This window comes from Achromobacter sp. 01N37, from assembly GCF_056399725.1.
Genome location: NZ_JBFTRX010000013.1, coordinates 108627 through 134861 on the forward strand (window position 1 = coordinate 108627; position 26235 = coordinate 134861).

The window sequence follows — 26235 nt, forward strand, 5'->3', positions numbered from 1 at the left end:
TTCTCTTTGGTCATTCCCCCATGAAATCTTCCATGCGTAGCCGGCTGGAGCATCTGTGTCACCGCCTGACCGAGGTGGACGCGTTGCTCGCCCAACCGGAAACCGCGTCCGATATGGACCGTTTCCGCAAGCTCTCGCGCGAACGCGCCGAGCTGGAACCCGTGGTCGAGGCCTTCACCGCGTTTGCCCGCACCGAGGAAGACCTGGCGACGGCGCAGGAAATGCTGTCGGACCCCGACATGAAGGCGATGGCCGAAGACGAGATCAAGTCGGGCCGCGGCAAGCTGGAAAGCCTGGAAAGCGCGTTGCAGCTGTTGCTGCTGCCGCGTGACCCCAACGACGGCCGCAGCGTGTTCCTGGAAATCCGCGCGGGCACGGGCGGCGACGAAAGCGCGCTGTTCTCCGGCGACCTGCTGCGCATGTATTCACGCTATGCGGAAACGCGTGGCTGGCGCGTTGAGCTGATGTCGGAAAGCGCATCGGAACTGGGCGGCTACAAGGAAGTGATTGCGCGTATCGATGGCGATGGCGCGTATGGCCGCCTGAAGTTCGAGTCCGGCGCGCACCGCGTGCAGCGCGTGCCGGCGACCGAAGCGCAGGGCCGCATCCATACGTCGGCCTGCACCGTGGCGATCATGGCGGAAGCCGACGAGATGTCGGAGATCGTCATCAATGCGAATGACCTGCGCATCGACACGTTCCGCGCCAGCGGCGCGGGCGGCCAGCACATCAACAAGACCGATTCGGCCGTGCGTATCACGCACTTGCCGACGGGCCTGGTGGTGGAATGCCAGGACGACCGCTCGCAGCATCGCAACAAGGACAAGGCCATGCAGGTGCTGGCCGCGCGCCTGAAAGACAAAGAAACGCGCGAACGGCAAAGCAAGGAAGCCGCCGAGCGCAAGAGCCTGATCGGCACGGGTGACCGCTCCGAGCGCATCCGCACGTATAACTTCCCGCAGGGCCGCGTGACGGATCACCGCATCAACCTGACGCTGTATAAGCTGCAGCAGATCATGGAAGGCGATCTCGAAGAACTGACCGGCGCGCTGATTGCCGAGCATCAGGCCGAGCAGCTGGCGGCGCTGGGCGACGACATCTGAGCCCCTGCCCATGACCACGCCCCAGCTGAAAAGCCTGCTGCTCGACACGCGCCTGCCGCGTCTGGAAGTGCGCATGCTGCTTGAGCACGTGCTGCAAAAGCCGCGTGCGTGGCTGCTGGCGCACGACACGGACCCGTTGGCGCCTGACGTTGCCGCCGCCTACGAGGCCCTGCTTGCGCGCCGCCTGGCGGGCGAGCCGATGGCGTATCTGTTGGGCCATCGCGAATTCATGGGCCACGCATTTCGCGTAACGCCCGACGTGCTGATCCCGCGGCCCGACACGGAAGTGCTGGTGGAAACCGCGCTGGAATGCGTGGCGGGTATTGCCGGCCCTGCCGTGCTGGACCTGGGCACGGGCAGCGGCGCCATTGCGATCTCGATCGCGCTTGCGCGCCGCGATGCGCGGGTGATGGCGTCGGATGTCAGCGCCGCTGCGTTGAAAGTGGCGGCCGCCAACGCGTGGGAGCTCACCGCGTCAGTGCGGTTTGTGGAAGGCAGCTGGTATGACGCCGTGCCGGCCGGCGAAGGCTTTGACCTGATTGTGTCGAACCCGCCCTATGTGGCCAGCGACGATCCCCATCTGGACCAAGGCGACCTGCGTTTCGAGCCGCGCGGCGCGCTGACCGATGGCGCGGGCGGCCTGGAAGACCTGGGCCGCATCGTGGCGGGCGCAAGCCGGCATCTGAAGCCGGGCGGCGCGTTGTGGATGGAGCATGGCTGGGACCAGGCGCAGGCGGTACGGGATTTGCTGACCGCAGCCGGGTTCGATGACGTGCACAGCCGCCAGGACCTGGCGGGTATCGAACGCATTTCCGGCGGCCGCTACCCGCGCCGCTAGGCCGGTTGTTACAGAATCCCGCCGCTGAAATCCCGGCAAAGTCCGGCGGCGCGCCCGGGTAATTCGGGCGGTTTTTCCGGCTGTACCTATAATTGCCCTATTCCGTTATGCCTGTCGAAGAGACCACCATGAGCGACGTTCAAGAATTCATCCGCGAAACCGTGACCCAGCACCCCGTCGTGCTGTTCATGAAGGGCACCGCCCAATTCCCGCAATGCGGCTTTTCCGGCAAGGCCATTCAGATCCTGAAGGGCTGTGGCGTGAAGAAGCTGGTCACCGTCAATGTGCTGGAAGACGAMGCAGTCCGCCAGGGCATCAAGGAATWCKCCAGCTGGCCRACCATCCCCCAACTGTACGTGGTGGGCGAATTCRTCGGCGGCTCGGACATCATGAACGAGATGAATGAATCCGGCGAACTGAAGACGCTGCTGGAGCAATCCGGCGCAACGGCTTAACGCTTCGATGCGTCGGCTCGTTATCGGCATCACCGGCGCCACTGGCGCGCTGTACGCGGTGCGCATGCTGCAAGCATTGCGCGGCGTGGACGATGTGGAGACGCATCTGGTGGTGTCGGCCTCGGGCGTGCTGAACATCAAGCACGAGCTGGACGTTAGCCGCCACGACATCTACGCGCTGGCCGACCACGTGCATTCGGTGCGCGACGTGGGCGCCACGCTGGCCAGCGGCGCGTTCCAGACCGCAGGCATGGTGATCGTGCCGTGTTCGATGCGCACGCTGGCGGCCGTGGCCCATGGCTTGTCGGATAACCTCATCACGCGCGCGGCCGACGTCACCTTGAAGGAACGCCGCCGCCTGGTGCTGATGGTGCGCGAAACGCCCTTCAACCTGGCGCACTTGCGCAACATGACGGCCGTAACCGAAATGGGCGGCATCGTGTTTCCGCCGCTGCCAGCGTTCTATCACCGCCCGGCGTCCATCGAAGAAATGGTGGACCACACGGTCGCACGCGTGTTGGAACTCTTCGACATCGTCGTGCCGGGCCCGCATTGGGAAGGCATGAAGTAGCGCGCCAGCCAGGCAATCAGCCTGCCAGGCAATCAGCCTGCCAGTCAGCTAGGCAGCCAGCCAGGCAGTCAGCCAGCTAGGCAGCCAGCCAGGCAGTCAGCCAGCTAGGCAGCCAGCTAGGCAGTCAGCCAGCCAGCCCGAAATAAAAACAGCCCCGCATGCGGGGCTGTTTGCATGGGCAGGACGTTGGCCTATTCCACCAGCCCCAACCCGTTCAACGCCGCCAGGTTTTCCGGCCATTGGCGCGCGCGGGCGTTTTGCAATTCGATGCGCGCCCAGGCCATCCAGCCCGCCCATTCAATGCGCTTGTCCCACGCCGTGCCCCACGCTTGCAACGCGGCAAGCCCGGAGGCGGCGTGCTGTTCTGCGGCGTCGAAATCGCCCGTGGTCAGCGCCAGTTGCGCCAGCAGCAAGCGCGGTTCGCCGACCCAGGGGTTGTGCGCTACGGCGGCTTCCAGCAGATGGCGCGCGCTATCCATTTCCGTCAACGGATGCATGCGCGTGATGACTTGCCAGTACAGCGCGCTGGCCGCCGCTTCGTCACGCGGGCTGAGCGTGGCGCGGCATTGGTCGAACGCGGGCGGGATGGGGATGCCGGTATCGGCCGATATGGGCGACGAAGGTGACGAAGGCGACAAGGGCGCCAACAGGTGCGACAACATCGACAGAATATTCGACGGCGGTTTCAGCGGCCCCGGCCACAACGACGACGCCCAATTCGTCTTCAAGTCGCGGCGCTGTTGCTGCGGATACCCCGCGAAGATCTCGTCTTGCCAGCTGTGCCATTGCTCGCCGATGTCGGCGGCGGACACCACGATGAACGCGGCAACCTGGCGCGGCGTCAGCGTGAAGACCTGTCCGTCCGTGCCCTCAAGCGTCATGCCTTCGACGCCCGTGCCTTGCCCCGCCAGCACGGCCTGCACAAACTTCGTGCGCGGCATTGCGCAGAACAGGCTGACCCATTCTTCGGCTTCTTCGCCCAGCACCTCGCGCAAGGTCGAGCGTTCGCGCTCGCGGTCGAACAAGGTCAGGTCCACGTATTCGTTGCCGTAAACGCTGTGGAACAGGCCCAGCAGGCGCACTTCGCGCGGCTGGTTCCACAGCGTCAGCGTGCGGTACACGCCCAACAGGTGATGCTTGAAGGTGCCGGCCTTGTGCCAGTCTTCTCCGGCGCTGCGGGCGAACAGCAAGTCCAGCAGCGCGGGCAGGTCGGCGTCGACGGCGGCGTAGTGGTCAGCGAGCAGGGCGCGCGCATGTGGATGGAGTTCGGGGGATGTGGACATGGCGTGAAGGCGTGTGATTGAAAGCAGCCGCTATTGTGTCCGCATGACGCGGGCTTGTCATGGCGCAGCGTTTATATCGTTTTGCACATATCAATATGAATATTCATCGCTTCCAGTTTTGTAGGGCGGTCAATAGAATCGCGGGTCATTCTTCCTACTCTAGAGATGTCTCATGCGCCTTCGTCATTCCTTGGTTGTTTTCGCCGCCGTGCTCGGATTCGCCAGCACCCAAGCCATGGCGCAGGACGCCGAATTGAAGGTGGGCGTGACCGTCGGCCCGCACGCGCAAATTGGTGAAGTGGTGCAACAGGTTGCCGCCAAGCAGGGCCTGAAAGTGAAGCTGATCGAATTCAGCGATTTCATTCAGCCCAACGCCGCGCTGGACGCCAAGGAACTGGACCTGAACATCTACCAGCACAAGCCTTTCCTGGATTCGCAGAACAAGGCGCGTGGCTACAAGCTGGTGCCGGTGGCGACTGCGGTGGTGCAGCAGATGGGCATCTATTCCAAGCGATTGAAGTCGCTGGATGATCTGCCGCAAGGCGGCAAGGTCGCCATTCCCAATGACCCGACCAACGGCGCCCGCGCGCTGCTGGTGTTGCAGGCGGCCAAGCTGATCAAACTGAAAGACGGCGTGACGGTGACGGCGTCGTTGTTCGATGTGGTCGAGAACCCGAAGAAACTGAAGTTCATCGAAATCGAAGCCGCTCAATTGCCGCATTCGCTGTCGGACGTGGACGCGGCCGCGGTGAATTCCGCCTACGCCATCCCGGCCGGCCTGTCGCCCGCCAAGGATGCGCTGGCGCTGGAAAGCAAGGACGCGCCGTTTGCCGCCGTGGTGATCGCCGCGCGCGAAGACAACAAGAACGACCCGCGCATTGCGCGCTTCATCAAGGCGTATCAGTCGGACGAAGTGAAGGCGTTTGTGGCCAAGCAGTTCCCGGGGGCGTATTCGACGTCTTGGTAAGGCAGTAGCAGCGCCGCCCGCCTTCCAAACGCGGCGCCTGCAACGGGCGCCGCGCGGCAGGTGAGGGCGGTCAGGCGTATTTCCCGGTCAGCCCGCCATCCACGACCAGCTCTGTGCCGGTGATGTAAGACGCATCGTCGGATGCCAGGAACGCCACGGCGCGGGCGACTTCCCACGGCGTGCCCATCCGGCCCATCGGCACTTGCCGGTCGCGCGCGGCCAGCGCCGCCTGCAAATCGTCAGGGTCGAACATGCGCGCCACGTTTTGCGCCACGCGCGGCGTATCAATCAGCCCGGGGATGACGGTATTCACGCGGATGCCATCGGCGGCATATTGCTGCGCCGCCATGCGCGCGAAGTGAATGACGGCGGCCTTGCTGACGCTATAGGCCAGGTGGGGATAACCGGTGTACCGAATGCCCGCGATGGACGACACCGTGACGATGGCGCCGCCGCCCTGTTGACGCATCACAGGCACCAGCAAGCGTGTGGCGATCAGCAGGCTGGTCACGTTCACTTGCTGGATGCGATCCCAATCTTCCAGGGAAATATCTTCTGGCCCGCCCACCTTGCCGATGCCCGCGTTGGCTTGCAGGATGTCGATGCGGCCGTAGCGGCGCAGCGCGGCCTCTACCGCCGCCTGCATGGCTTCCGGGTCGGCCACGTCCGCCTGCACCGGCAAGGCGCTGCCGCCGGCTTGCTCGACTTCGTGAGCCGCATCTTGCGCGGCGGCCAGGTTGGCGTCCAGCGCGACAATCGCCGCGCCTTGTTGCGCCAGCGTCACGCAGCTGGCCTTGCCAATGCTCCACCCCGTGGCCGACGCGCCCGCGCCGGCCACCAGCGCCACCTTGCCCGCCAATCTCGCATCGCTGCCGGCCGCCGTCATGCGGATTCTCCGTCCTCTTGCTGATGCGTTTTGCCCTTGCCGACATAAGGGATGGCGTGGTCGATGGTTTCCCAGATGTAGCGGCCAGATGGGCTCTGCTGTTCTTCCGCCACATGCGACACCAGGCCGGCGGCGCGCGATATCACGGCAAAGCCGCGCATCAGATTGGTTGGCACGCCGATCTCGCTCAGCAGCGCCGCGACCGCACCCGTGGCGTTGATGGTGATGTGCTTGCCATAGGTTTCATCGACGGCGGCCGCCAGCAGGCGCAACGCTTTCAGGGATGCGCCTTCCAGGTCGGGCTCGGCTTCGGCCAGCGCCAACAGCTTGATCGAGCGGGGGTCGTCGGGCTTGTGCAAATGGTGGCCGAAGCCGGGCAGGGCCTGCCGCTGTTCGCGGAACTCGCGCGCGATGGCCAGCGCTTCGGCGCGCCCGTCCGGCGCCTGTTTGATGCGGTCGAGCAGGCGTGAGCAATTTTCCATGGTGCCGACAAACTGGCTGCCCACCGCCATCAACCCCGAGGCCACCGCGCCTTGCAGGTTTTCGGGGGCGCTCATGTAGATCAGGCGCGTGGCGATGGCGCTGGGCGTCATGCCGTGTTCCATCAACGTGACCAGCACCGCGTCCACGATGCGCATGTCCACCGGCCGCGCATCGCGCCCAAGGATCTGCATGATCATGACTTCGGTGAAGGTCTTCTTGCCGATCAGGTCGTCCACCAAGTCGACGTCGCGGTACGACATGCCAGTCAAATGATGGGCGCAGAGGCGGGTCTCGGGGGTGTTCATGGGGTCTCCTTTTGTGCGGCGTCGCGCACGGCATTCTTCAAGACCTTGCCGACGCTTGAGCGTGGCAGGCTGTCATGGATATGAAATTGCTTAGGCGTGGCGACCGGGCCCAGCAGGGCGCGCACATGGGCTTTCAGCGCATCGGCATCGGCCTGCGCGCCGGGGTGGAACTGCACGGCGGCGTGGACCGCTTCGCCCCATTTGTCATCCGGCAGGCCGAACACCGAGCACTCGTACACGGCGGGGTGTGACGACAGCGCGTTTTCGACATCGACCGGGTAGACGTTGAAGCCGCCGGTGATGATGACGTCGCGCAGCCGGTCCTTCAGAAAGAGATAGCCGCGCGCATCGATCAGGCCCGTGTCGCCGGTGTGCAGCCAGCCGTCGACAAGCGTTTCGGCGGTTTTCTCCGGCAGGCGCCAATAGCCTGTCATCGTCAGGTCGCCCTGCACCACCACTTCGCCGATCTCGCCGCGTGGCAGCAGCGTGCCGTCGGGCGCCATGATGGCCACGTCGGACAGCCACGTTGCACGCCCGACCGACGCGCGGTTGCGCGGGTCGTTCAGGTCTGCCGGGCGCAGCACGGTAGCGATTTGCGGCGCTTCGGTCTGCCCATAGGTCGTGCCCAGCACGGGCCCGAAAAATTCGCGTGCGCGGTCGATTTTTTCAGGCGGCATCGGCGCGCCACCGTAGATCAGGTTGCGCAGCTTGGGAAAGTCGGCGCGCGACACGCCATCCTGCGCCATGATCATGTAGATCAGCGTAGGCGGCATGAAGCTGAGCGTGCCGCCCCGTTCCCGGAAGGCGGCGGTGATGGTGGCTGGGGTGACGCTGTCCAGCAGCAGGTGCGCGCCGCCACTGGCCAGCACGGGCAACACGTACGTGCCGGTGCCGTGCGTGATGGGCGCGGACACCACATAGCGGTCGTCGCGCGTCAGCGCCCAGCTGGATATTTGATTGATGATGCCCGCGTTCCACGCGCGGTAGGGCTGCATCACGCCTTTGGGCAGGCCCGTCGTGCCGCCCGTGAACTTGATGGCTTGCGTGGCATCGCGGGACAGCGCGTGGCGCGTGGGCTCGCGTCCGGCGTACTGGCGCAGCAGGGCGTTCAGGCGCAGGCCGGTGCCTGAGCCGCCGTCCCCGTCATCCCCATCATCAAGATGGATGCGCACGCCATCCCCCGTGGGCGTCAAGGGGTCGCCGGCCGGGTCGATGATGACGATGGACGGCGTGGTGGCATCCAGGATGCGCCCGATTTCCCGCGCGGTGCTGCGGTAGTTGAGCGGCACCCAGATTTTTCCGCTGGCCAGCACGGCAAGCAGCGCCAGGATGTGCCGCGCGGAATTGCCCGCACAGATGGCCACCCGCGTCTGCGGTTCGGGGTCCAGAGCTTGAAGGGCGGCCGCCAAGGCCCGGGTGCTAGCGGCCAGCTCGGCGTAGGTGATCACGCCTTCCGGGCCGTCCAGCGCAACGCGTTCGGGATACTGCTCCGCCGCGCGGAAAAAGAAATCGATCGGGTACACCTTGTGCTCCTGGAAACTAGTTCGCCTTGATGTCGGCGCGTTTGACGACGGCGGCCCATTTGTCTATTTCGCTGTCGATCTTCTTCGCGAAGGTCTCGGGCGTGTTGGGCGTGGCGGGGGCATAAAAGCCGGCCTGCTGGTACGACGCCTGCAATGCCGGACTGGCAAGCGCCTGGTTCAACGCTTCATTCAGGCGTGCGATGACGGCTTGCGGCGTGCCGGCGGGCGCCACCAGGCCGAACCACGATTCCACGTCAAACCCCGGCAAGCCGGATTCGGCCAGCGTAGGCACGTCGGGGGTGGACGGCAGGCGCTTCGGCGACGTGACGCCAATGGCGCGCAGCTTGCCGGCCTGCACATGCGGCAACGAAGAAGGCAGGTTGTCGAACATGGAATCGACCTGGCCGCCCAGCAAGTCGGCCACGGCCGGGCCGCTGCCGCGGTAAGGCACGTGCAGGATGTCGGTGCCCGTTTCCATCTTGAACAGCTCGCACGACAGGTGAATGGATGAGCCGCTGCCCGATGACGCGCAGGTCAATTTGCCGGGATGCGCGCGGGCATAGGCGATGTATTCCTGCACGGTCTTGACCGGCAGTTTGGGGTTGACGACCAGAATGTTCGGAATGGTCGCCACCATGCCAACTGGCTTGAAGTCTTTGACGAAGTTGTAGTTCAGCTGGCTGTACAGGCTGCGGTTGATCGTGTTGGCGATGGACCCCATGTACAGCGTGTAGCCGTCAGGCGCCGCACGCGACACGATCTCGGCGCCGATATTGCTGTTGGCCCCCGTCTTGTTTTCAACGACGAAGGTCTGGCCCAGCGTTTCCGATAGCGATTTGGCCATCAGGCGCGCGACGATGTCGGTGGCGCCGCCCGCTGCGTAACCCACCACCAGGGTTACGGGCCGATCGGGATAGGGTTTGGCGGCCAGTGCTGGGGCGCTGGCGGCCAGCGCGCTGCCAAGCGTTACCGCAACGGCGGCCAAGCGCCTTGTCAATGCAGTCTTCATGTTTGTCTCCGTCCTGTTTTGTCTAATATTTGGACAGATCTTTGTCTGCCCGATTTCATATTGGGCTTTGATACAGGCGTCAGCAACGCAGGGTGTCCAAAATATGAACAAACCGGAATCGGAGTCCTCGGGGCCTGTGGTCTTGCGCCGCGGGCTGCGGGTGTTGGGGGTGCTGCGCCAGGCCGGCGCGGGCGGTATGCACGTGGCCGACATTGCGCGCGCCGCGGCCATGCAGCGATCTACCGCGTATCGGTATCTGGAGGTGTTGGTGCAGGAAGGCTATGCGCTGCGCGAGTCCGCGGCGCCTCGGTGGCGGATTGCGGAACTGGGCGTGATGATGGCGGGCGACCCGCATGCGCAAGCGGTGCGCGGCTTGCGTCCGGTGCTGCGCCAGATCAGCGATGTGACTGGGGATTCGGCCTTTCTCATTTGCCGGGCGGCGAACGATTCGCTATGCCTGCATCGCGAAGTGGGCAATTACCCGGTGCAGGTGCTGGCGGTAACGGTGGGGCATCGTCAGCCCTTGGGAGTGGGGGCGGCGGGCTTGGCGCTGTTGGCGGCCTTGCCGCCGGCCGAGGCCGACGAAGTGGTGACCCAGAACGAGCAGGCGTTGCGCGCCTATGGCGGCATGACCGGCGTGCAGATGCGGCGCCTGGTTGAGAACACGCGTGACCGGGGCTGGTCGGTGGTGGGCAACGCCGCGGTGCCCGGGGTGTTGGGCGTGGGCGTTGCCGTGTGCGATGCAAACGGCTATCCGCGCCTGGCGGTCAGCGTATCCAGCCTGATCGACCGGATGCAGGCCCCGCGCCAGCGCAGCATTGCGGAGCTGATCCGCAATCAGCTGGCGCAGGACGAGGTCAAGCCGCAGCCGGCGTCGGCGCCCGGTACGTCTTCTGGTAATGCACCGTGAACGTCTGGAACGCGGCCAGCGCCTTCTTGGGATCGTGGCCGGGCTTCACCAGAAAGCTGTTGAAGCCGACGCGCGCCTGATAGTGGATGGTGTCGATCATCACATCACCCACCGCGCGCAGCTCGCCCGTCCATTGGTACTGCGTGCGCAGCAGCTGCGCCAGCGAGTAGCCACGGCCGTCGGTGTAGACGGGGAAGTTCACGGCGATGAAGGCGATGCCAGCGGGGTTCAGCGTGCCATCGGGCTCGGCCAGATCACGCAGGTCGGCGTCGGCGCCCAGCAGCACGGCCACCGGATGCTGATGACGGCGGAGCGTGGCGCGAGAGGTTTTCCAGATGGACAGCGGCACAACCCAGCCGGGCTCGTCGCTTGGCACCTGGCCTTCGGCGGCCACTTCAGGTTCAGGCACAAACGGGCGCGAGGTATCGGCTTGCAGTTGGCCGTCGCGAATCAGGTGCGGGCCAGGGGCGTCGTGGGCGTAGAGGTCAGACATGAGCGGGCTCGGCGCTTTGTGCGGGTTTGGCGAAGGCGGGGTCAGCGTAGACGTCTTGCTTGAAGGGGTCGATGCCAACGCGGTCCACCACGTCGATGAAGCGTTCGATTTCGCTGTCGCGCAAACCGAGATAGGTGCGGATCAGGCGGTCGACCACACCCGGGACTTGGTCGCGGGCGAACGACGGGCCGATGATGCGGCCAACGGCCGCGCCGCCACCGCGCGTGGATTCCAGATCGGGCAGGGGCTTCGCGCCACCGTTCTGGCGGCCGCCCAGCGTGACCTGATACCACTCTTCGCCGGCCTTATCGACACCCAGGATGCCGATGTGGCCCACGTGATGGTGGCCACAGGAGTTGATGCAGCCCGAGATGTTCAGGTCGAGTTCACCGATTTCGAACAGGTAGTCCAGGTCGTCGAATTGGCGCTGGATGGCCTCGGCCACGGGGATGGAGACGGCGTTGGCCAGTGCGCAGAAGTCTCCGCCCGGACAGGCAATGATGTTGGTCAGCAGGCCGACGTTGGGCGTGGCCAGGTTTAGCGCTTCCAGCTTCTGCCAGAGCTCGTGCAGACGGGCGCGGCGCACGTCGGCCAGGATCAGGTTCTGCTCGTGCGACACGCGCAGCTCGCCGAAACCGTAGGCGTCGGCCAGGTCGGCCACGGCGTCCATCTGGTCGGCGGTGATGTCGCCCGGCGGCACGCCGGTGGGCTTGAGCGAGACGGTGACGGCGGCGTAGCCCGCGACCTTGTGCGCGTGCACGTTGGTGCGCAGCCAGCGCGCAAAGCGCTTGTCGTTGGCCGCCAGCGCGTCGGTGTTGTCGGCGTCGGTGGCGGCGGCCGCCTCGTATTGCGGCCAGACGAAGCGGGCCTTGATGCTGTCGACGAATTCCTGGGTGATGGTGTCAGGGCCGCCCTTGATGAGCTGCCACTGTTCATCGACCTGCTGTGCATAGACTTCGGGCGTCAGGTCCTTGACCAGGATCTTGATGCGCGCCTTGTATTTGTTGTCGCGGCGGCCATGCAGGTTGTAGACGCGCAGCGCGGCCTGCATGTAAGTCAGCAGGTCTTGCCATTCGACAAACGGGTTGATCAGCTTGCCGACGATGGGCGTGCGGCCCATGCCGCCGCCGACCCACACGCGAAAGCCCAGCTTGCCGTCGCGCTCAACGGCTTGCAGGCCGATGTCGTGCACGCCCACGGCCGCGCGGTCTTGCACGGCGCCGCTGACGGCGATCTTGAACTTGCGCGGCAGGAAGGCGAATTCGGGATGCAGTGTGGACCACTGGCGGATGATTTCGCACCACACCAGCGGGTCGACAAGTTCGTCTGGCGCGACGCCAGCGAAGTGGTCGGTGGTGGTGTTGCGGATGCAGTTGCCGCTGGTCTGGATGGCGTGCATCTGAACGGTGGCGAGCTCCGCCAGGATGTCCGGCACGTCTTCCAGACGGGGCCAATTGAACTGGATGTTCTGGCGCGTGCTGAAGTGGCCATAACCGCGGTCCCACTTGCGCGCAATGTGCGCCAGCGTGCGCAGTTGGCGCGAGGCCAGCATGCCGTAGGGAATGGCCACGCGCAGCATCGGCGCGTGGCGTTGGATGTACAGGCCGTTCTGCAGGCGCAGAACGCGGAATTCATCTTCGGTGAGCTGGCCATCGAGGAAGCGGCGCGTCTGATCGGCAAACTGCGCGACTCGCTGCTCGACAAGCTGCTGGTCGACGGGGTCATACACGTACATGTCTACTGCCCTTGAAGTCTTCTCGGTCTGAGCCCTTTGCGTCCGGCGCGAGGCGGCGGGAAAAGGGGATTCATAACCGTAACAGGCAGCAGATATCAGCGTCTAAGTCATTCTGGTAATAAGGAAATAAGGCCTCGGCGCAGGGGCCGTAGCGTCACAACGCGGCGTTGACCGCCCAGCGTGCGACCAGCACCAGAACAATCACCAACACCGTGGCCATCAGCAGCCCCGTCGCGATCAACGGACCGGGTTTGTTGTTGGCGATGTCGGCGTCATAACCGCGGCCGCGCCGCACGCCGAAAAAGCCCCAGAGCACGGAGCGGACCGTGCGCAGGAAACTAAGCATATGCGCCTCCTGGCGGATGATGGGAACTGGCACTGTAGGCGTTGCTGCGCGACCCAAACAGATGCAGATCCGCGTCAAGCGACCAGATCAGATGCAGGCGCCGCGGGTGCGCCGATGCCGCGCACGATGTGTTCCAGCAATTCCCGCGCGGCGGGCGAAATGTGGCGGCCGGCGCGGCTCAGCACGTGCAGGCTGCCCTGGTTCAGAATCGGGTTGGCCAGCGGCAGGCTGGCCAGACGCTGGGCGCGCATGTCGGCGGTGACGGCGATGGGCGGCGTCAGCGCGTAGCCGATGCCGGTTGCCGCGAATTGCCACAGTGCCTTGAACGACGACGTTGTCAGCACGTTGCGCAGCCGCACTTGTTCGCTGATCTCGGCGGCCTGGATGTGTTGCCGCACGCCAAACCCTTCCTGCATCGACGCGCCGGGATAATCTGCCAGGTCCGTCAACAGCAGGGGGCGGCCCAGCCGCGTCAGCGGATGGTCCTGGCGCACGATGGCGCGTATGGGTTCCGGGCGGGAATAGTGCGTGCGCAGGCGGGCATCAGTGGGCGGCTGGAACACCAGTCCTATATAGGCACGGTCATCCACGATGCGCTGCACGATCTCGGACGTGCGGGCGACATCAATGTCCAGCGTGACCTCGGGGTGATTGCGCCAGTACTCGGGCAGCACGCGGTCAAACATCAGTTCGACAAAGCCTTCGCCCAGCACCAGATCAATATGGCCGCGTTCCGCTTTGCGCAGGCTGTCGATTTCCGAGAAAAAGCTTTCCTGGATGTTCTGCTGCCGCTTCACATAGCGCGCCAGGATGTGGCCGGCGTCGGTGGGCACCACGCCGCGTCCGCGCCGTTCGAACAGCGCCATGCCGCAGTCGCGCTCCAGTGCGGCAATGGCGCGGCTGACGGCGGACGGGTCCATGTCCAGCACTTCGGCGGCGCCGCGCACCGAGCCGCGGCTCATGACCTGCATGAAGTAATGGGTGCGGCGAGCGTCGAGTTTTTCGTCCATGGCGGGGCTCTGTCAGTCTGAGTGCGGCGGGAGATCCACAGTGCGTTCCTAGGGTTTACCCGTAAAATACGGCATCTCTTGCAAAACTTTCCCAGGAAAAGGCTGTGCGTTGCATTTTACGCAACGCTAATGCGCAGGTGGTGTCATGGTTGCCCCGAAGGCCCCCAGGCGAAAATCGCGCCTGCTGCCTCGGCGCGGCCGCTCTGCGATGCCGCGCCCTACGAAAACTTATTCACGTTCATCAGGGGAATTCGATGTCTCACGCCAGCATGAGTCTGGCCGCGCCTTCCATGTCGCTAGCCGCGCGCGTCCGCATGCTTGCCGCCATTTTGTTGGTGGTGGTCATTTCGGAAGCGATCGGCAGCGTCACCTTCGCGGTAGGCCCGGGCAAGATCGTTCTGCAACCGATGCTGTGGGCGATCTTCATCGGCGCCATCGTGGCTGCCTTTGGCCAACGGCTGCCGGAAGGCGCGGGCATCGACAAGGCCATGCAGACCCGCATCAGCGGCTATCTGCAATACGCGTTGCTGCCGTTCCTGGCCAAGCTGGGCCTGATGGTGGGCGGCGCGCTGCCGCAGGTGCGCGAAGCCGGCTGGGCGCTGGTGTTCCAGGAATTCGGCCACTTCTTCGGCACGATGGCCATCGGCCTGCCGCTGGCGCTGCTGCTGGGCATCAAGCGCGAAGCGATTGGCGCGACGTTCTCGGTGGGCCGCGAGCCCAGCCTGGCGATCATCGGCGAACGCTATGGCATGAATTCGCCGGAAGGCCGTGGCGTGATGGCCGAGTACATCACCGGCACCGTGATCGGCGCGCTGTTCGTGGCGCTGATGGCCGGCTTCATCACCAGCCTGAACATCTTCGATCCGCGTTCGCTCGCCATGGGCGCCGGCGTGGGCTCGGGCAGCATGATGGCCGCTGGCGTGGGCGCAATTGCGTCGCAGCAGACGCCGGAAATGGCGCACCAGGTGGCCGCGCTGGCCGCCGCCGCCAACCTGCTGACGACGGTGGTTGGCGTGTACTTCACGCTGTTCATCTCGCTGCCGACGACCATCTTCCTGTACGGCAAGCTGGAACCCGTGCTGGGCCGCTTCTCGCGCAGCAAGTCCGACGAAGCCGTGGTCGACAACAGCGTGTCGGAAGACGTGCCGGCGCATAACTCCAAATTGGGTTTTGGCGACCGCCTGACCGCCTATGTCATCTGCGGCCTGTTCGCGCTGGTGGGCAACCGCCTGGGCTACAACGTGCCGTTCATGGACGCGCTGCCGGGCATGGGCATCATCATTTCGCTGGTTGTGCTGACTGACCTGATCCTGCGCGTTGTGCCCAAGCTGCCGGCCGTGTTCGTGCTGTCGCTGATTGCGATGACCGCAGGCTGCCCGGGCGTGCTGCCGTACTCGGACCAGATCATTGCGCTGGTCGGCAAGGTCAACTTCCTGCCGTTCACGACGGTGATCCTGGCCATGGCCGGCCTGTCGATCCTGAAAGACCTGCCTGCCTTCCGCAAGCTGGGCTGGAAGATCGTGGTGGTGTCGCTGGCCGCCAACGCAGGCACGTTCCTGGGCGCCACGATGATCGCGGAATTCTTCCACTGATCCCGTTGCGTGTAAGCACTGCTGAGTAAAAAAGCCGCCTGCAAAACAGGCGGCTTTCTTTTGTGCGGACCGGTTGTGCGGACCGGTTGTGTGAACGGGTTGGGTGCACGGGTTGTGTGAACGGGTTCTGCGAACGGGTTGTGTGCACGGGTTGTGCGAACGGGTTGCGCGAACACGTTGCGCGAACACGTTGCGCGATCTGCGCGGACAAACCCTTTGCAGCGGCCCGCCGCGTTAAGGCGTGAAGCCGGGCCGGTAGCGGGCGTTGTCGGTGACGTTTTCGGTGGGGCCGATGTTGGCGACTGCCGGGACGGCAACGGCGGCCGTCTTCACGGCCACAGCGGTTTGCAGTTCCTGCACTTGCGGGTTGCCCATCGCAACGCGATAGGGCTGCAACGGCGTCAAGCCTTCGATGGTGCCCAGGTCGTTGGCGCTGCCGGCGCGCTGAGCCGCCGGGTCGGGCAGGGCGGTGTAGTCGTCCACCGCGCGGCGCAGGCGCATATCGGCGTATTGGTCACGCAATGCATCCAGATTGGGCAGTGGCGCCGCGGCAGGCAAATGCGGCGCGGCGGCGCCAGCGCGTGCGTGCGGGGCGATGACGCCAAAGGAGTTTGGCGTATTCCGCGCATCCGCCTCGCGGTTGCGGGCAATGCGCTGGGCTTCCCACGCGGCTTGCGCTTGCGCGCTGCGTTGGGCGTCGCGGACGGCGGCGTTCTTCGCCAGCCGTTCGGCTTCCCAGGTGGGGCGGGTATCGTCCACCAGCGGCACGCGCGCCGGGTAGGGCGCGGTAACGCGGGGGATGGGGGAGATCGCAGTCACGTTCATCCGTGCTCCCTGAGTGAGTGGGCCAGGACCTTTACATTGGTCCGGCCCGGGGCCGACGAGTTCAAAATTTACCGCGTTGCGGGCGCGGCGTCGTGTCAGCCCCTTGCACTAGGCGTCAAGGCGTAACCGGGAGCCAGGCGTGATTGACCGCCAAGGCGTGACCCGGATGCGTCAGACCAGCGGCAGCGTCGATTGCATCTACCCGTCAGACCGGCGGCAACGTCGATTGCATCGACGGGCGTGCGTTGAAGGTCTTGAACCATGCGGCAACGCCGGGGTGCGTGCTGCGCCAGTCGTAGCTGGCGTAACGGAAGTCCAGATAGCCCAGCGCGCAGCCGATGGCGATGGTGCCGATGTCCACGCGGCCGTCCAGGCGGGCCACGTCTTTTTCCAGCTGCGCCAGGGCGTCGTGCGTCTTGCTCATCTGGCCGTCGACCCAGTCGGTCCAACGCAGTGCTTCGGGGCGCAGGGCGGTTTCGTAGCGGGCCAGCAGCGCGGCGTCCATGACGCCGTCGCCCAGGGCTTGATCCGCCAGCGCCTGCCAACGGGCGCGGCCGCTGGCGGGGAACAGGCTGCCCCCGCCAATGTCATTCAGGTATTCGCAGATGACGCGGCTGTCGTACAGCACCTGGCCGTCGTCCGTGATCAAGGTGGGCACCTTGCCCAGCGGGTTGCTGGGGATGATGCTCTTGTCGCGGGCGACGGGGCCAGCGGCGCTGGGCAGTTGCTCAAGGCGTTCCGTCAGCCCCAGTTCGTGGGCAATGACCATGCATTTGCGCACGAAGGGTGAAGACGGCGAGAAAAACAATTTCATATCGGTCCTTGTCGGTGGCCAGGCAGTCTGGGAAGAAAGCGAAAAGCAGCCGCAAGCGTACCGGATATGCGCCTTATTCGGTGATGCCGGTTTCCAGGCAGGGATTGAATTCGCCCGTGTCCGGATCGCGCAGGAACAGCACGCCGGTGGCCACGCCGAAGTACGTGCCGTGCAATTCCAGTTCGCCATTTTCGACACGGCGGCGGATGGACGGGAACGTCATCAGGTTGTTCAGGCTGTGTTCGACCACGGCCAGTTCCAGGCGCTTGAGCTTGGTCTGGCGGTCGCCCGTGCCGGGACCCAGGCGTTCGGCCATGGGTTCAATTTGCGACATCCATTTGCCGATGAAGTCGCCCTTGGACAGCGGCTTGGCGTCGTCGAAGAACGAGCGGATGCCGCCGCAGGACGCATGGCCCAGTACGACGATGTGTTTGACGTTCAGGCCGTTGACCGCGAACTCGATCGCGGCGCTGGTGCCGTGATAGGACGATTCGGAATCCGGCTCACAGGGCGGCACCAGGTTGGCGACGTTACGCACCACAAACATCTCGCCTGGTCCGGCGTCAAAGATCACTTCAGGCGACACGCGAGAATCGCAGCAGCCAATGAGCAGGATTTCCGGGCTTTGCCCGATTTCAGCCAGTTTCTGATAGCGGCTGCTTTCCGAATGGAAACGGCCGCCCAGGAACGATTGATAGCCTTCGGTGAGTCTTTTAGGGAACATGGTCTTCACTTCCTAGTAACGAGGCCAGGCTTGCTGGCACGCCGACAGACGCAATAAGGGGCTTCGTTTGGAAGCCCCTGTTATCGAGTCGGCAAGAAGAATTTTCCCATATTTGTCCCTACATCCCCCTGTCTAAACCCTGCTTGGCAAAGGGTTTTTTTTGCCTCATCGGGGCAATCCCCCGGCGCCGGGCCGCCCCAAGGCGGGGGAAGCCCCCTTGGGGGGCAGGCAGCCCGCAGGGCGTGCCGTGGGGGCTCACATTCATTGAGCCCTGACGTCCAGCACGGTCACCTTGGTGAATTGCAGCGGCGTCACCGCCTTGACCAAGCGGATCTGTCCCGGGGGAATCGGGCCGATCACGTCGTCGTTCACCCGGCCCACTTCGCGCCCTTGCGCGTCATAAAGCACGTAGGTCAGCACCGCGCTTGAGACCGGGCGGCCCGACAGGTTGGCCAGCGACCCGGTGATGGTGGACATGTTGATGTTGGTATCGCGCACCGCCTGCACATTGCCTAGCGTGACGCCATAAGTCAGGCTTTGCGCGCTGACGGCGCCGGACATGCCGGCAAGCAAAGCGAGGGAAGCAAGGGCAAGTTTCATGGCGGTCTCCTGTGTGCCGGCGTGGCGGCGCTTGACTGTCTGCGCCGCCGTTTGCGCCGTCCGCGCATCATGCGGACAGGCTTATCTCACTCCTTTCCGCGGCCGCGCACAACGGGGCAAAAGGATGAATCGGTAACAGGTTGCGTGGGTTGTTCCCATATTCGTCGCCTAATGACAAGAATGCGTCGGAATGTCTCTAGATTGAGATTTTTAGGCCCTGTATTTTCTTAACTTTTCGATGCTTGCAGTGCGGGGTGGTTTGTTCGATGATGGCCGGGTCGGCACTGGGCCGACGGCCCGTTTCAGGCACGTTCCCACGCAATCGGGCGCTTAACGCAAGGGAGAAACTCATGCTTTCCCGTACTAGCCAGTTGGCCTCGGCCATTGTGTTGTCCGCATGTTTTTTCGGGGCATACGCCCAGACCCCCGCCGCGCCTGCGCCCGCCAAGACGCCCACCCCGCAGCAGCAGCGCATGACCGAATGCAATAAGTCGGCCACTGGCAAGACAGGCGACGACCGCAAGACATACATGAGCTCCTGCCTGAAAGGCGAAGCGCCCGCGCCGGAAAAGCAGCTGACGCCGCAGCAGCAGAAAATGAAGGACTGCAACGCCAAGGCCGGTGATCAGAAGCTGACGGGCGATGCGCGCAAGACCTTCATGAGCACGTGCCTGAAGGGCTGATCGTTCGGCTTACACCGTGGCGATCGGCGTGACCGGCGAACCGATCGCATGCGGCAGGCGCAGCGGCGGGGCGGTCAGCATGAAGTGATGGCGGCCATTGGCGTACAGGAAGTCCGCCAGGTCCTTCAGATACCAAAGCTCCGCCAGCGGCAGGCCCAGTTTGAACAGGCAATGGTGGTGCAGCGGCAGCATCGCGCGCGGGCCGGTTTTTTCGCGGGCGGGATAGGCCTCGACCGCGTAGTTGTCGGCGCAGATTGCGGCGATGCCGCTGTCCGTAATCCATTGCAGCAGCGCTGCGTCCGTGCCATCCAGCGCCGCGCCGTACGTGTGCAGCACCTCGGGGTCCGGCGTGCCGTTCATGGCGACGACGGCCTCGGCGTAGCCCGTGCGCAGCACCAGCATGTCGCCGGGTTCAACGCTGATGCCATCCGTTTGCAGCACATGCATCAGCTCGGCGTGGCCGATCAGCGTGCGGCCCGGGCCGTAGTGGCGGAACAGGTCCACCAGCACGCCGCGGCCTTGCATGCCTTTCTGCGCCAGGTTTTCCACCCCCAGCTTCAACGCCGCGGACGGGCCGCCGGTTGAGCAACCGCAGCCGGTGTGTTCACTGTCAGCGGGGCCGACGACATCAACGCCCGCCTGAAAGCCGTTGTAGTAGCGCAGTTCAGGCGTGCCATCCCCATCAGCGTCAAACAGCGCGCCCACGTGCGCCAGCGCGTCCCACTGCGTGGAGTACTGCATCGACAGCAGCACCTGATCATCGCTCAGCACGTCCAACGCATCCGGGTTGACGTTCTTCAACGGAAAGTTCAGGTAGGGCGTGCCGGCCAGTTTCGTCGGGCTCAGTTGCGGCGGATGGCGGCGCGGGTTGAGCACGTTGCCACCGGGCAGGTCCAGCGGCAGCGACAGGCAGAAGGTCTTGCCCGCGCGAATTTCGCGCGCGCCCTTCAGCACTTGTTCTTCGGTGATGAGGTTCAGGCGGCCGAGTTGGTCGTCAGGCCCGAAGTCGCCCCAGTTGGAGCCTTCAGGCCGGTGTTTCCAGCGCTGCATGCGGTTACTCCGTCAGGAAGTCGACGACCGCGCGGGTGAAGGCTTCCGGTTGCTCCCAGTTCGAAATGTGGGAGGTATTCAATTCGACATAGCGTGCGCCGGCAATGGCGGCAGTCAGTTCGCGGCCTTGGGCGGGCGTTGCCGCCAGGTCGTGCGTGCTGCTGATGACGAGCGTGGGCGCGGTGATGGCGGACACTTGCTCGCGGTAGTCGGCGTCGCGCAGCGCGGCGCAGTTGGCCGAGTAGCCGGCGTCCGGCGTGCGGCGCAGCATGTCGATCAGCACTTGCGTCAGACCCGGTTCGGCGGCGCGGTAGTCATCGGTCAGCCAGCGCTCGACGAGCGTGGGCGCCATCTTTTCCAGCGTCTGATCGGCAACGGCGGCGATGCGGGTGCTCCAGCCTTCGGCCGAGCCGATGCGCGCGGCGGTGTTGCACAGGATCAGCTTGCCGACGCGTTCCGGGTGCGCCAGCGCCAGCGCGATGCCAGTCGGGCCGCCCATGGACAGGCCGCAGAAATGCGCGCGCTTGATGTTCAGATGCGCCAGCAGCTCGGCGACATCGCCAGCCAGTTGCGCAAAGGTGTATTCGCCATCGGGAATCGACGACTTGCCGTGGCCGCGGGTGTCGTAACGCAGCACGCGAAAGTGCTGGGTCAGTTCGGGAATCTGGCGGGCCCACATGTCGGAGCAGGTGCCCAGCGAGTTGGAGAGCACGAGCACCGGCGCGTCGGCGGGGCCATCGATGACGTAGAACAGCCGTGCCTGGCTGAGTTCGGCGTAAGCCATGTGGGAATACCTCGGATAAGACAGCGGCCGCGCAATCGGCGGCCGCTTGGGGATTACAGGTGGCAGGTGCCGTCGACGTAGGCTTTGCGCCAGCGCGTGATGGTCACGCGGTCGAACAGATTGGCTTGCGAGAACGGGTCGGCGTCGATGAACTGTTGCGCGGCTTCGCGCGTGTCCAGGTCAACGATGTACAAACCGCCGCCCGCATCCTTGCCGTCGTCTTGCAGCTTGGCGCCGCACGCCAGCAGCAGCTGCTTGTTGGCGTCCAGGTATTCAAGATGCGCTGCGCGATGTTGCTGGCGCACTTCCTGATGGCGGGGCTTGTCGAAGGTTTCGATGATGTAGGGCATGGAAGGCTCCGGTCAGATCGCCGACGGGTGGCGGGCCAGCGCCGTGACGTTGATGTCCATGTACGGGAACAGCGGCAAGGACGCCAGCAGCGTGTGCAGTTCGTCGTTGCTTTCAACGTCGAAGATGCTGACGTTGGCGTAACGGCCCACCACGCGCCACAGCTCTTTCCACTTGCCGTCGCGTTGCAGTTGCTGCGCCAGGGCCTTTTCGTCGGCCTTCAGTTTGTCGGCGCGTTCGGCCGGCATGTCGACGGGCAGATTGACTTGCATTTGAACCATGAACAACATGAGTGTTTCTCCTGATCAGCGGGAAAATTTCAACGGCAGGCCGGTCAGGGCCAGCAGCTCATCGGCGGTGACGTCGCCGAACATATCAATGACGGTCACGCCGTCGGCGCGAATGTCGAACACCGCCACGTCCGTGTACACGCGCGACACGCAGCGCACGCCGGTCAGCGGATACGTGCACGCCTCGACCAGCTTGCTCTGGCCTTCGCGCGTTTGCAGTTCCATCATCACGAAGACGTCTTTGGCGCCGATAGCCAGGTCCATCGCGCCGCCCACGGCGGGGATGGCGTCGGGCGCGCCGGTGTGCCAGTTGGCCAGGTCGCCGTGTTGCGACACCTGGAAGGCGCCCAGCACGCAGATGTCCAGATGGCCGCCGCGCATCATCGCGAACGAGTCGGCGTGGTGGAAGAACGAGCAACCGGGCAGTTCGGTCACGGGCTGCTTGCCGGCGTTGATCAGGTCGTAGTCTTCTTCGCCTTTGGCGGGCGCGGGGCCCATGCCGAGCATGCCGTTTTCGGTATGCAGGATGACTTCGCGGTCGGCCGGCAGATGGTTGGCGACGAGCGTGGGCAGGCCGATGCCCAGGTTGACGTAAGCGCCTTCAGGAATGTCCTGGGCGACGCGGGCGGCGATCTGATCGCGGGTCAGTTTGGTGCTCATTGCTGCTCCTTGGCGTCGATCTCGACGACGCGCTGCACGAAGATGCCGGGGGTGACGACGGTTTCGGGGTCCAGCGCGCCCAGCTCAACCACTTCACGCACCTGCGCCACGGCCACGCGCGCGGCGCTGGCCATGATGGGGCCGAAGTTGCGGGCGGTCTTGCGGTAGACCAGGTTGCCCCAGCGGTCGCCGCATTCGGCCTTGATCAGCGCGTAGTCGGCATGCAGGGGATATTCCAGCACGTAGTGGCGGCCGTTGATTTCGCGGACTTCCTTGCCATCGGCAAGCGGGGTGCCGTAGCCGGTGGGCGAGAAGAACGCGCCGATGCCGGCGCCGGCGGCGCGGATGCGCTCGGCCAGGTTGCCTTGGGGCACCAGTTCCAGTTCCAGCTTGCCGCTGCGGTACAGGCCGTCGAAGATCTGCGAGTCCGCCTGGCGGGGGAACGAGCAGATGATCTTGCGCACGCGGTTGGCGCCCAGCAAGGCGGCAAGGCCCGTGGTGCCATTGCCGGCGTTGTTATTGATGATGACCAGGTCTTTCGCGCCCTGTTCGAGCAGGGCGTCGATCAATTCCATGGGCTGGCCGGCAGTGCCGAAGCCGCCAATCATGACGGTGGCGCCGTCGGGTACGTCCGCCAGGGCGGCCGCCGCGCTTGCAACAAGCTTAGAGATCATGATGTTCGCTCATAGGTGGCGTGTCATAATTTGTTCTTCATTAGAACTTTCGTTCTTCTGAAGAACATCGTTTCATGGGGACCGCATAGCGTCAAGGCAAGCCCGCGAGCTGCCATCCCCACCGTGATTGCGTTGCCTTCCAGGGCAACGGACGGCTCGCCAGCGGCGAGCTTTTTACTCTTGGGACCAGACGGATGGCCGAGCTTGACCCCCAGCAACCCAGCGACAGCTACGTGCAATCTTTCGCACGCGGCCTGTCGGTGATCCGGGCGTTCGGCCCCAACCGTTCGCAGATGACGCTGTCGGAAGTGGCGGCCGTGACGGGGCTGACCCGCGCTGGCGCGCGCCGCATCCTGCTGACGCTGGAACACCTGGGCTACGTCACCGTCGAAGACCGCAAGTTCGCCCTGACGCCGCGCATTCTGGAGCTGGGCTACGCCTATCTGTCGGGCACGCCGTTGTGGAACCTGGCGCTGCCCTACATGGAAGAAGTGGCCGAGCAGACGCGCGAATCCTGCTCCGTGTCCGTGCTGGAAGGCGCGGACATCGTCTACATCCTGCGCCTGTCCACGCACAAGGTCATGACCATCAACCTGGCCGTGGGCAGCCGGCTGCCCGCCTGGGTGACGTCGATGGGCCGCGTGCTGTTGGCCGGTCTGCCGGAAGCGGAGCTGGACCGGGTGCTGGCCATGAGCCAGATCCAGCCCTACACGGCCGACACGGTCACCAACGTGGCAGAGTTGAAGCGCGTGCTGGCCGGCGTGCGCGCCGATGGCTACGCCTGCGTCGCGCAGGAACTCGAACCGGGCTTGCAGTCCGTGGCGGTGCCCATCATTGACCGCAGCGGCCGGGTGATCGCCGCGATGAATGTCAGCGGGCATTCCAACCGCTTTTCGCGCGAGGCCATGCTGGCGGCATTCCTGCCGCCCTTGCGCCATGCCGCCGACCAGATCAACCACGCGCTGCTGCGCCGCTAGACCACGCGGGCGGCGGGACGCAAGGCGCGTCCGGGCGAGGGGTTGAACGAGGGGCTCGGCGGTCATGGCGGCAGTGCTCAGATCGGGGCGACGCCCAACGTCGTGCCGCCGCACACATACAGCATCTGGCCCGTCACGAAACCGTTATCCGGCGACAGGAAGAACATGGCGGCGCGCGCCACGTCTTCCGGCGTGCCCAGACGCTTGACGACGATGCTGTTGATGATGCGTTCGGTTTGCGGCGCGCCTGCCGGGTTGCTCTTGGTGAAGAGGTCGGTGGCGATGGGGCCCGGGCCGATGGCGTTGACGGTGATGCCGTCGCCGCCCAGCTCCATGGCCAGCGTGCGCGTCAGGCCCACCAGGCCGGCCTTGGTGGCCGAATAGACCACGCGGTCCGGCTTGCCCAGCGCAGCGCGCGACGACATGTTCACGATGCGGCCAAAGCCGGCTTCGCGCATGGCGGGCAGCGCGGCTTGCACCAGGATCAGCGCGGTGCGCAGATGCAGGTTCACCACATAGTCCAGATCCGCCAGGGTGGCCGTGTCGGCCGTGCCAGGGCGGGTGGCGCCGGCGTTGTTCACCAGGCCCACGATGTTGTAGGCGTTGGTGACTTCGCTGGCGACGGCTTTCGTGCGCGCTTCATCGGTCAGGTCGGCCTGATACGAGACCAGTCCCGCCGGCGGATTCTCGGGCAGCTTGTAGTCAATGTTGACCACCTTGTGGCCCGCATCCAGCAGCATGCGGATGATGGCGGCGCCAATCCCGGCGCTGCCGCCGGTGACGAGATACGCAGTCGGTTTGCTCATATCAGTTCCTGTCTGTTCGATGAAAGCGCGGTGGATCAGTGCGTGGCGTAGCCCCAGGCCAGCACGGCGGTGATGTGGATCACGCCCACCCACAGCATCATGATGACGGTATAGCCCATCACGTCGCGCAGCTTCAGCTTCGACAAGGCCAGCGCCGGCAGAATCCAGAAGGGTTGCACCAGGTCGTTCCAGGCGTTGCCCAGCATGACGGCCATGGTCGTCTGGTTCAGGGCGCTGCCGATTTCCTTCGCGGCGTCGATCATGAACGGACCCTGGATGACCCAGTGGCCGCCGGCGGACGGGGCGAAGAAGTTGATGAAGAACGAGCTGATCAGGCCCCAGAACGGCAGCGTGGCGGGCGTGGCGAAGTCAACGAACACTTGCGAGATCGACGTCACCAGACCGGAGGCGGCCATGATGGCCATGATGCCGGCGTAGAACGGGTATTGCAGGATGATGCCCGAGATCGTCTTGATGCCTTCGGTCAGCTTGGCCACGTAGGCGGCCGGCGTGCCCAGCAGGATGATGCCCAGGAACAGGATGATGAAGTTGATCAGGTTCAGGTCCAGCGAGCCGCCGTCCATGAAGTGGAACGTGACGTAGGCAATGCCCAGCGCGCCGATCAGCATGCTCAGGATGCGGCTGTTGTTCAGCTTCGAGGCAATGGTGCCCTTTTCCAGCATGTCTTCGGTGGCGTTGGAAGCGTTGGCGTCGCGGTCGATGCCCGGGTCCACTTCAACAATCTTCTCGCCCTTCTTCGGGTGCAGCCAGGCGTTAAGCAGCGGCAGCGTGATGATGATGACCAGGCTGGTGATCAGCATGGGCACCGAGAAAATGGTTTCCGACAGCGGGATGGTGCCCATCTGCTTGGCGGTGGGGTGGCCCGGCGTGGCGACCAGCACGGGGATGCTGGCGGACAAGCCCAGGCCGTACATGGTGAAGCCGCTATAGGCTGCGGCGATGATCAGCGGGTAGTGCACGCCCTTGACCTTCAGCGCCAGCTTCTTGGCGACGATGCCGCCGATGACGAGGCCAAAGCCCCAGTTCAGGTAGCTGCCCACGCCGCCGACCAAGGTCGCGACGATGATGGCGGTGTGCGGCTTGTGCACGTGGCTGACGATGCGGTTGAGCAGACGGTCAGTCAGCGGCGCGGTGGCCAGCACGTAGCCCATGGCCAGAATCACGGCCATCTGGGTCGTGAAGGCCAACAGGCTCCAGAAGCCCTTGCCCCAGGCGCGGGTGACGTCGCCGATGCTCTGGCCTTCGATRCCCATGGCAAGCAGCACGGTGAGCAGCGTCAGCGCAATCGCGAAAACGAAAGGATCGGGCAGATACTTGCGCATCAGCTCGGTAAAGAATGAAGCCAATTTATTCATGGTGCCTCCAACAACTCCGTAGGCGGGTTCTCTTGTGTCGTGTCCGGTCCGGCATCGGGTGGCGAAGCTGGCCGCGGATGGACGTCTGGTTTTCTTTGTGTGGTTGGGCTCGTGG

30 protein-coding genes are annotated in these 26235 nt (G+C 64.7%); 9 read left to right on the forward strand and 21 right to left on the reverse strand.

Features of this window, described 5'->3' with window-relative positions:
* The first annotated feature begins 20 nt into the window (after window positions 1–20).
* The 4 genes from prfA (at window position 21) to AC1DSJ_RS23465 (ending at window position 2967) form a co-directional block, all read left to right on the forward strand.
* On the forward strand, window positions 21–1103 hold the full coding sequence (prfA, locus tag AC1DSJ_RS23450; RefSeq protein WP_054427011.1) for a peptide chain release factor 1: 1083 nt from the start codon (window positions 21–23) through the stop codon (window positions 1101–1103).
* Between the two features lie 10 nt (window positions 1104–1113).
* The gene (prmC, locus tag AC1DSJ_RS23455; protein WP_441372278.1) at window positions 1114–1941 is read left to right on the forward strand and encodes a peptide chain release factor N(5)-glutamine methyltransferase; all 828 of its coding nucleotides are present in this window, start codon (window positions 1114–1116) and stop codon (window positions 1939–1941) included.
* A 128-nt stretch (window positions 1942–2069) separates the two neighbouring features.
* Window positions 2070–2396 (forward strand): Grx4 family monothiol glutaredoxin, encoded by a 327-nt coding sequence (gene grxD / locus AC1DSJ_RS23460; RefSeq protein WP_476760398.1) that lies wholly within the window; start codon window positions 2070–2072, stop codon window positions 2394–2396.
* Window positions 2397–2403: 7 nt separating this feature from the next.
* Window positions 2404–2967: a UbiX family flavin prenyltransferase gene (locus AC1DSJ_RS23465; RefSeq protein ID WP_006227138.1), complete on the forward strand. Its 564-nt coding sequence runs from the start codon at window positions 2404–2406 to the stop codon at window positions 2965–2967.
* 191 nt (window positions 2968–3158) lie between these two features.
* Here AC1DSJ_RS23465 and AC1DSJ_RS23470 read toward each other — a convergent pair whose 3' ends face one another.
* Complete coding sequence (locus tag AC1DSJ_RS23470) at window positions 3159–4250, reverse strand: DUF6817 domain-containing protein (RefSeq protein ID WP_441372279.1); 1092 nt, start codon at window positions 4248–4250, stop codon at window positions 3159–3161.
* A gap of 172 nt (window positions 4251–4422) precedes the next feature.
* Here AC1DSJ_RS23470 and AC1DSJ_RS23475 point away from each other — a divergent pair, with 172 nt between their 5' ends.
* On the forward strand, window positions 4423–5217 hold the full coding sequence (locus AC1DSJ_RS23475; protein WP_175171564.1) for a MetQ/NlpA family ABC transporter substrate-binding protein: 795 nt from the start codon (window positions 4423–4425) through the stop codon (window positions 5215–5217).
* Between the two features lie 70 nt (window positions 5218–5287).
* Here AC1DSJ_RS23475 and AC1DSJ_RS23480 read toward each other — a convergent pair whose 3' ends face one another.
* Genes AC1DSJ_RS23480 through AC1DSJ_RS23495 form a run of 4 tightly spaced genes read right to left on the reverse strand, consistent with a single transcriptional unit; the run spans window position 5288 to window position 9423 of the window.
* The gene (locus tag AC1DSJ_RS23480) at window positions 5288–6103 is read right to left on the reverse strand and encodes an SDR family NAD(P)-dependent oxidoreductase (protein ID WP_346552799.1); all 816 of its coding nucleotides are present in this window, start codon (window positions 6101–6103) and stop codon (window positions 5288–5290) included.
* Entirely contained in the window at window positions 6100–6891 is a 792-nt protein-coding gene (locus AC1DSJ_RS23485; protein WP_054427016.1) for a citryl-CoA lyase, read from the reverse strand. The genes AC1DSJ_RS23480 and AC1DSJ_RS23485 overlap by 4 nt, the downstream gene beginning before the upstream one ends.
* Window positions 6888–8414, reverse strand: coding sequence for a class I adenylate-forming enzyme family protein (locus tag AC1DSJ_RS23490; RefSeq protein WP_441372280.1), 1527 nt, complete (start codon window positions 8412–8414; stop codon window positions 6888–6890). Before AC1DSJ_RS23490 ends, AC1DSJ_RS23485 begins: the two co-directional genes overlap by 4 nt.
* 16 nt (window positions 8415–8430) lie before the next feature.
* Entirely contained in the window at window positions 8431–9423 is a 993-nt protein-coding gene (locus tag AC1DSJ_RS23495) for a tripartite tricarboxylate transporter substrate binding protein (RefSeq protein WP_175171561.1), read from the reverse strand.
* Between the two features lie 103 nt (window positions 9424–9526).
* Between AC1DSJ_RS23495 and AC1DSJ_RS23500 the strand changes: the two genes are divergently transcribed.
* Window positions 9527–10333, forward strand: a complete 807-nt coding sequence (locus AC1DSJ_RS23500) for an IclR family transcriptional regulator (protein WP_441372281.1) — start codon at window positions 9527–9529, stop codon at window positions 10331–10333.
* Here AC1DSJ_RS23500 and AC1DSJ_RS23505 read toward each other — a convergent pair.
* The 4 genes from AC1DSJ_RS23505 to AC1DSJ_RS23520 form a co-directional block, all read right to left on the reverse strand.
* Entirely contained in the window at window positions 10281–10826 is a 546-nt protein-coding gene (locus AC1DSJ_RS23505; protein WP_441372282.1) for a DUF934 domain-containing protein, read from the reverse strand. The genes AC1DSJ_RS23500 and AC1DSJ_RS23505 overlap by 53 nt on opposite strands.
* Window positions 10819–12561: a nitrite/sulfite reductase gene (locus tag AC1DSJ_RS23510; RefSeq protein ID WP_054427021.1), complete on the reverse strand. Its 1743-nt coding sequence runs from the start codon at window positions 12559–12561 to the stop codon at window positions 10819–10821. The genes AC1DSJ_RS23505 and AC1DSJ_RS23510 overlap by 8 nt, the downstream gene beginning before the upstream one ends.
* A 154-nt stretch (window positions 12562–12715) precedes the next feature.
* Complete coding sequence (locus tag AC1DSJ_RS23515; protein ID WP_054427022.1) at window positions 12716–12907, reverse strand: DUF2970 domain-containing protein; 192 nt, start codon at window positions 12905–12907, stop codon at window positions 12716–12718.
* A 74-nt stretch (window positions 12908–12981) separates the two neighbouring features.
* Window positions 12982–13917, reverse strand: a complete 936-nt coding sequence (locus AC1DSJ_RS23520; RefSeq protein WP_441372283.1) for a LysR family transcriptional regulator — start codon at window positions 13915–13917, stop codon at window positions 12982–12984.
* A gap of 254 nt (window positions 13918–14171) precedes the next feature.
* Between AC1DSJ_RS23520 and AC1DSJ_RS23525 the strand changes: the two genes are divergently transcribed.
* Window positions 14172–15509 (forward strand): DUF3100 domain-containing protein, encoded by a 1338-nt coding sequence (locus tag AC1DSJ_RS23525; RefSeq protein WP_054427024.1) that lies wholly within the window; start codon window positions 14172–14174, stop codon window positions 15507–15509.
* A 234-nt stretch (window positions 15510–15743) separates the two neighbouring features.
* Here the strand turns inward: AC1DSJ_RS23525 and AC1DSJ_RS23530 are convergent, their stop codons facing one another.
* From AC1DSJ_RS23530 to AC1DSJ_RS23545, 4 genes are all read right to left on the reverse strand, one after another.
* Window positions 15744–16334: a hypothetical protein gene (locus AC1DSJ_RS23530; protein WP_441372284.1), complete on the reverse strand. Its 591-nt coding sequence runs from the start codon at window positions 16332–16334 to the stop codon at window positions 15744–15746.
* A 205-nt stretch (window positions 16335–16539) separates the two neighbouring features.
* Window positions 16540–17148 (reverse strand): glutathione S-transferase, encoded by a 609-nt coding sequence (locus AC1DSJ_RS23535; protein ID WP_441372285.1) that lies wholly within the window; start codon window positions 17146–17148, stop codon window positions 16540–16542.
* Window positions 17149–17221: 73 nt separating this feature from the next.
* Window positions 17222–17872 (reverse strand): carbonic anhydrase, encoded by a 651-nt coding sequence (locus tag AC1DSJ_RS23540; RefSeq protein WP_054427027.1) that lies wholly within the window; start codon window positions 17870–17872, stop codon window positions 17222–17224.
* A 261-nt stretch (window positions 17873–18133) separates the two neighbouring features.
* Complete coding sequence (locus AC1DSJ_RS23545) at window positions 18134–18472, reverse strand: FxLYD domain-containing protein (RefSeq protein ID WP_054427028.1); 339 nt, start codon at window positions 18470–18472, stop codon at window positions 18134–18136.
* Window positions 18473–18822: 350 nt separating this feature from the next.
* On the opposite strand from AC1DSJ_RS23545, the gene AC1DSJ_RS23550 reads away from it, so the two are divergent.
* Complete coding sequence (locus tag AC1DSJ_RS23550) at window positions 18823–19155, forward strand: PsiF family protein (RefSeq protein WP_054427029.1); 333 nt, start codon at window positions 18823–18825, stop codon at window positions 19153–19155.
* A 9-nt stretch (window positions 19156–19164) separates the two neighbouring features.
* On the opposite strand, the gene AC1DSJ_RS23555 is transcribed toward AC1DSJ_RS23550, so the two are convergent.
* The 6 genes from AC1DSJ_RS23555 to AC1DSJ_RS23580 are packed head-to-tail and all read right to left on the reverse strand — an operon-like array spanning window position 19165 to window position 22961.
* The gene (locus tag AC1DSJ_RS23555) at window positions 19165–20205 is read right to left on the reverse strand and encodes a cyclase family protein (RefSeq protein WP_441372286.1); all 1041 of its coding nucleotides are present in this window, start codon (window positions 20203–20205) and stop codon (window positions 19165–19167) included.
* Between the two features lie 4 nt (window positions 20206–20209).
* Window positions 20210–20989 (reverse strand): 3-oxoadipate enol-lactonase, encoded by a 780-nt coding sequence (gene pcaD, locus AC1DSJ_RS23560; protein ID WP_441372287.1) that lies wholly within the window; start codon window positions 20987–20989, stop codon window positions 20210–20212.
* 53 nt (window positions 20990–21042) lie between these two features.
* On the reverse strand, window positions 21043–21339 hold the full coding sequence (locus AC1DSJ_RS23565) for a YciI family protein (RefSeq protein ID WP_054427032.1): 297 nt from the start codon (window positions 21337–21339) through the stop codon (window positions 21043–21045).
* Between the two features lie 12 nt (window positions 21340–21351).
* Complete coding sequence (catC, locus tag AC1DSJ_RS23570) at window positions 21352–21627, reverse strand: muconolactone Delta-isomerase (protein ID WP_006227165.1); 276 nt, start codon at window positions 21625–21627, stop codon at window positions 21352–21354.
* Between the two features lie 15 nt (window positions 21628–21642).
* The gene (locus AC1DSJ_RS23575) at window positions 21643–22287 is read right to left on the reverse strand and encodes a 3-oxoacid CoA-transferase subunit B (protein WP_054427033.1); all 645 of its coding nucleotides are present in this window, start codon (window positions 22285–22287) and stop codon (window positions 21643–21645) included.
* Complete coding sequence (locus AC1DSJ_RS23580; RefSeq protein ID WP_441372288.1) at window positions 22284–22961, reverse strand: 3-oxoacid CoA-transferase subunit A; 678 nt, start codon at window positions 22959–22961, stop codon at window positions 22284–22286. Before AC1DSJ_RS23580 ends, AC1DSJ_RS23575 begins: the two co-directional genes overlap by 4 nt.
* A gap of 194 nt (window positions 22962–23155) precedes the next feature.
* Here AC1DSJ_RS23580 and AC1DSJ_RS23585 point away from each other — a divergent pair, with 194 nt between their 5' ends.
* Window positions 23156–23938, forward strand: coding sequence for an IclR family transcriptional regulator (locus AC1DSJ_RS23585; protein WP_054427035.1), 783 nt, complete (start codon window positions 23156–23158; stop codon window positions 23936–23938).
* A gap of 77 nt (window positions 23939–24015) precedes the next feature.
* On the opposite strand, the gene AC1DSJ_RS23590 is transcribed toward AC1DSJ_RS23585, so the two are convergent.
* Window positions 24016–24744: an SDR family NAD(P)-dependent oxidoreductase gene (locus AC1DSJ_RS23590; protein WP_054427036.1), complete on the reverse strand. Its 729-nt coding sequence runs from the start codon at window positions 24742–24744 to the stop codon at window positions 24016–24018.
* A gap of 35 nt (window positions 24745–24779) precedes the next feature.
* On the reverse strand, window positions 24780–26120 hold the full coding sequence (locus AC1DSJ_RS23595; RefSeq protein ID WP_054427037.1) for a short-chain fatty acid transporter: 1341 nt from the start codon (window positions 26118–26120) through the stop codon (window positions 24780–24782).
* Between the last annotated feature and the right edge of the window lie 115 nt (window positions 26121–26235).

Bases quoted from the DNA above. Each gene is read 5' to 3' on its own strand.
- prfA (WP_054427011.1), top strand. From the start codon at position 21: ATGAAATCTTCCATGCGTAGCCGGCTGGAGCATCTGTGTCACCGCCTG.
- prmC (WP_441372278.1), top strand. From the start codon at position 1,114: ATGACCACGCCCCAGCTGAAAAGCCTGCTGCTCGACACGCGCCTGCCG.
- AC1DSJ_RS23465 (WP_006227138.1), top strand. From the start codon at position 2,404: ATGCGTCGGCTCGTTATCGGCATCACCGGCGCCACTGGCGCGCTGTAC.
- AC1DSJ_RS23470 (WP_441372279.1), bottom strand. From the start codon at position 4,250: ATGTCCACATCCCCCGAACTCCATCCACATGCGCGCGCCCTGCTCGCT.
- AC1DSJ_RS23475 (WP_175171564.1), top strand. From the start codon at position 4,423: ATGCGCCTTCGTCATTCCTTGGTTGTTTTCGCCGCCGTGCTCGGATTC.
- AC1DSJ_RS23480 (WP_346552799.1), bottom strand. From the start codon at position 6,103: ATGACGGCGGCCGGCAGCGATGCGAGATTGGCGGGCAAGGTGGCGCTG.
- AC1DSJ_RS23485 (WP_054427016.1), bottom strand. From the start codon at position 6,891: ATGAACACCCCCGAGACCCGCCTCTGCGCCCATCATTTGACTGGCATG.
- AC1DSJ_RS23495 (WP_175171561.1), bottom strand. From the start codon at position 9,423: ATGAAGACTGCATTGACAAGGCGCTTGGCCGCCGTTGCGGTAACGCTT.
- AC1DSJ_RS23500 (WP_441372281.1), top strand. From the start codon at position 9,527: ATGAACAAACCGGAATCGGAGTCCTCGGGGCCTGTGGTCTTGCGCCGC.
- AC1DSJ_RS23505 (WP_441372282.1), bottom strand. From the start codon at position 10,826: ATGTCTGACCTCTACGCCCACGACGCCCCTGGCCCGCACCTGATTCGC.
- AC1DSJ_RS23510 (WP_054427021.1), bottom strand. From the start codon at position 12,561: ATGTACGTGTATGACCCCGTCGACCAGCAGCTTGTCGAGCAGCGAGTC.
- AC1DSJ_RS23515 (WP_054427022.1), bottom strand. From the start codon at position 12,907: ATGCTTAGTTTCCTGCGCACGGTCCGCTCCGTGCTCTGGGGCTTTTTC.
- AC1DSJ_RS23520 (WP_441372283.1), bottom strand. From the start codon at position 13,917: ATGGACGAAAAACTCGACGCTCGCCGCACCCATTACTTCATGCAGGTC.
- AC1DSJ_RS23525 (WP_054427024.1), top strand. From the start codon at position 14,172: ATGTCTCACGCCAGCATGAGTCTGGCCGCGCCTTCCATGTCGCTAGCC.
- AC1DSJ_RS23530 (WP_441372284.1), bottom strand. From the start codon at position 16,334: ATGAACGTGACTGCGATCTCCCCCATCCCCCGCGTTACCGCGCCCTAC.
- AC1DSJ_RS23535 (WP_441372285.1), bottom strand. From the start codon at position 17,148: ATGAAATTGTTTTTCTCGCCGTCTTCACCCTTCGTGCGCAAATGCATG.
- AC1DSJ_RS23540 (WP_054427027.1), bottom strand. From the start codon at position 17,872: ATGTTCCCTAAAAGACTCACCGAAGGCTATCAATCGTTCCTGGGCGGC.
- AC1DSJ_RS23545 (WP_054427028.1), bottom strand. From the start codon at position 18,472: ATGAAACTTGCCCTTGCTTCCCTCGCTTTGCTTGCCGGCATGTCCGGC.
- AC1DSJ_RS23550 (WP_054427029.1), top strand. From the start codon at position 18,823: ATGCTTTCCCGTACTAGCCAGTTGGCCTCGGCCATTGTGTTGTCCGCA.
- AC1DSJ_RS23555 (WP_441372286.1), bottom strand. From the start codon at position 20,205: ATGCAGCGCTGGAAACACCGGCCTGAAGGCTCCAACTGGGGCGACTTC.
- pcaD (WP_441372287.1), bottom strand. From the start codon at position 20,989: ATGGCTTACGCCGAACTCAGCCAGGCACGGCTGTTCTACGTCATCGAT.
- AC1DSJ_RS23565 (WP_054427032.1), bottom strand. From the start codon at position 21,339: ATGCCCTACATCATCGAAACCTTCGACAAGCCCCGCCATCAGGAAGTG.
- catC (WP_006227165.1), bottom strand. From the start codon at position 21,627: ATGTTGTTCATGGTTCAAATGCAAGTCAATCTGCCCGTCGACATGCCG.
- AC1DSJ_RS23575 (WP_054427033.1), bottom strand. From the start codon at position 22,287: ATGAGCACCAAACTGACCCGCGATCAGATCGCCGCCCGCGTCGCCCAG.
- AC1DSJ_RS23580 (WP_441372288.1), bottom strand. From the start codon at position 22,961: ATGATCTCTAAGCTTGTTGCAAGCGCGGCGGCCGCCCTGGCGGACGTA.
- AC1DSJ_RS23585 (WP_054427035.1), top strand. From the start codon at position 23,156: ATGGCCGAGCTTGACCCCCAGCAACCCAGCGACAGCTACGTGCAATCT.
- AC1DSJ_RS23590 (WP_054427036.1), bottom strand. From the start codon at position 24,744: ATGAGCAAACCGACTGCGTATCTCGTCACCGGCGGCAGCGCCGGGATT.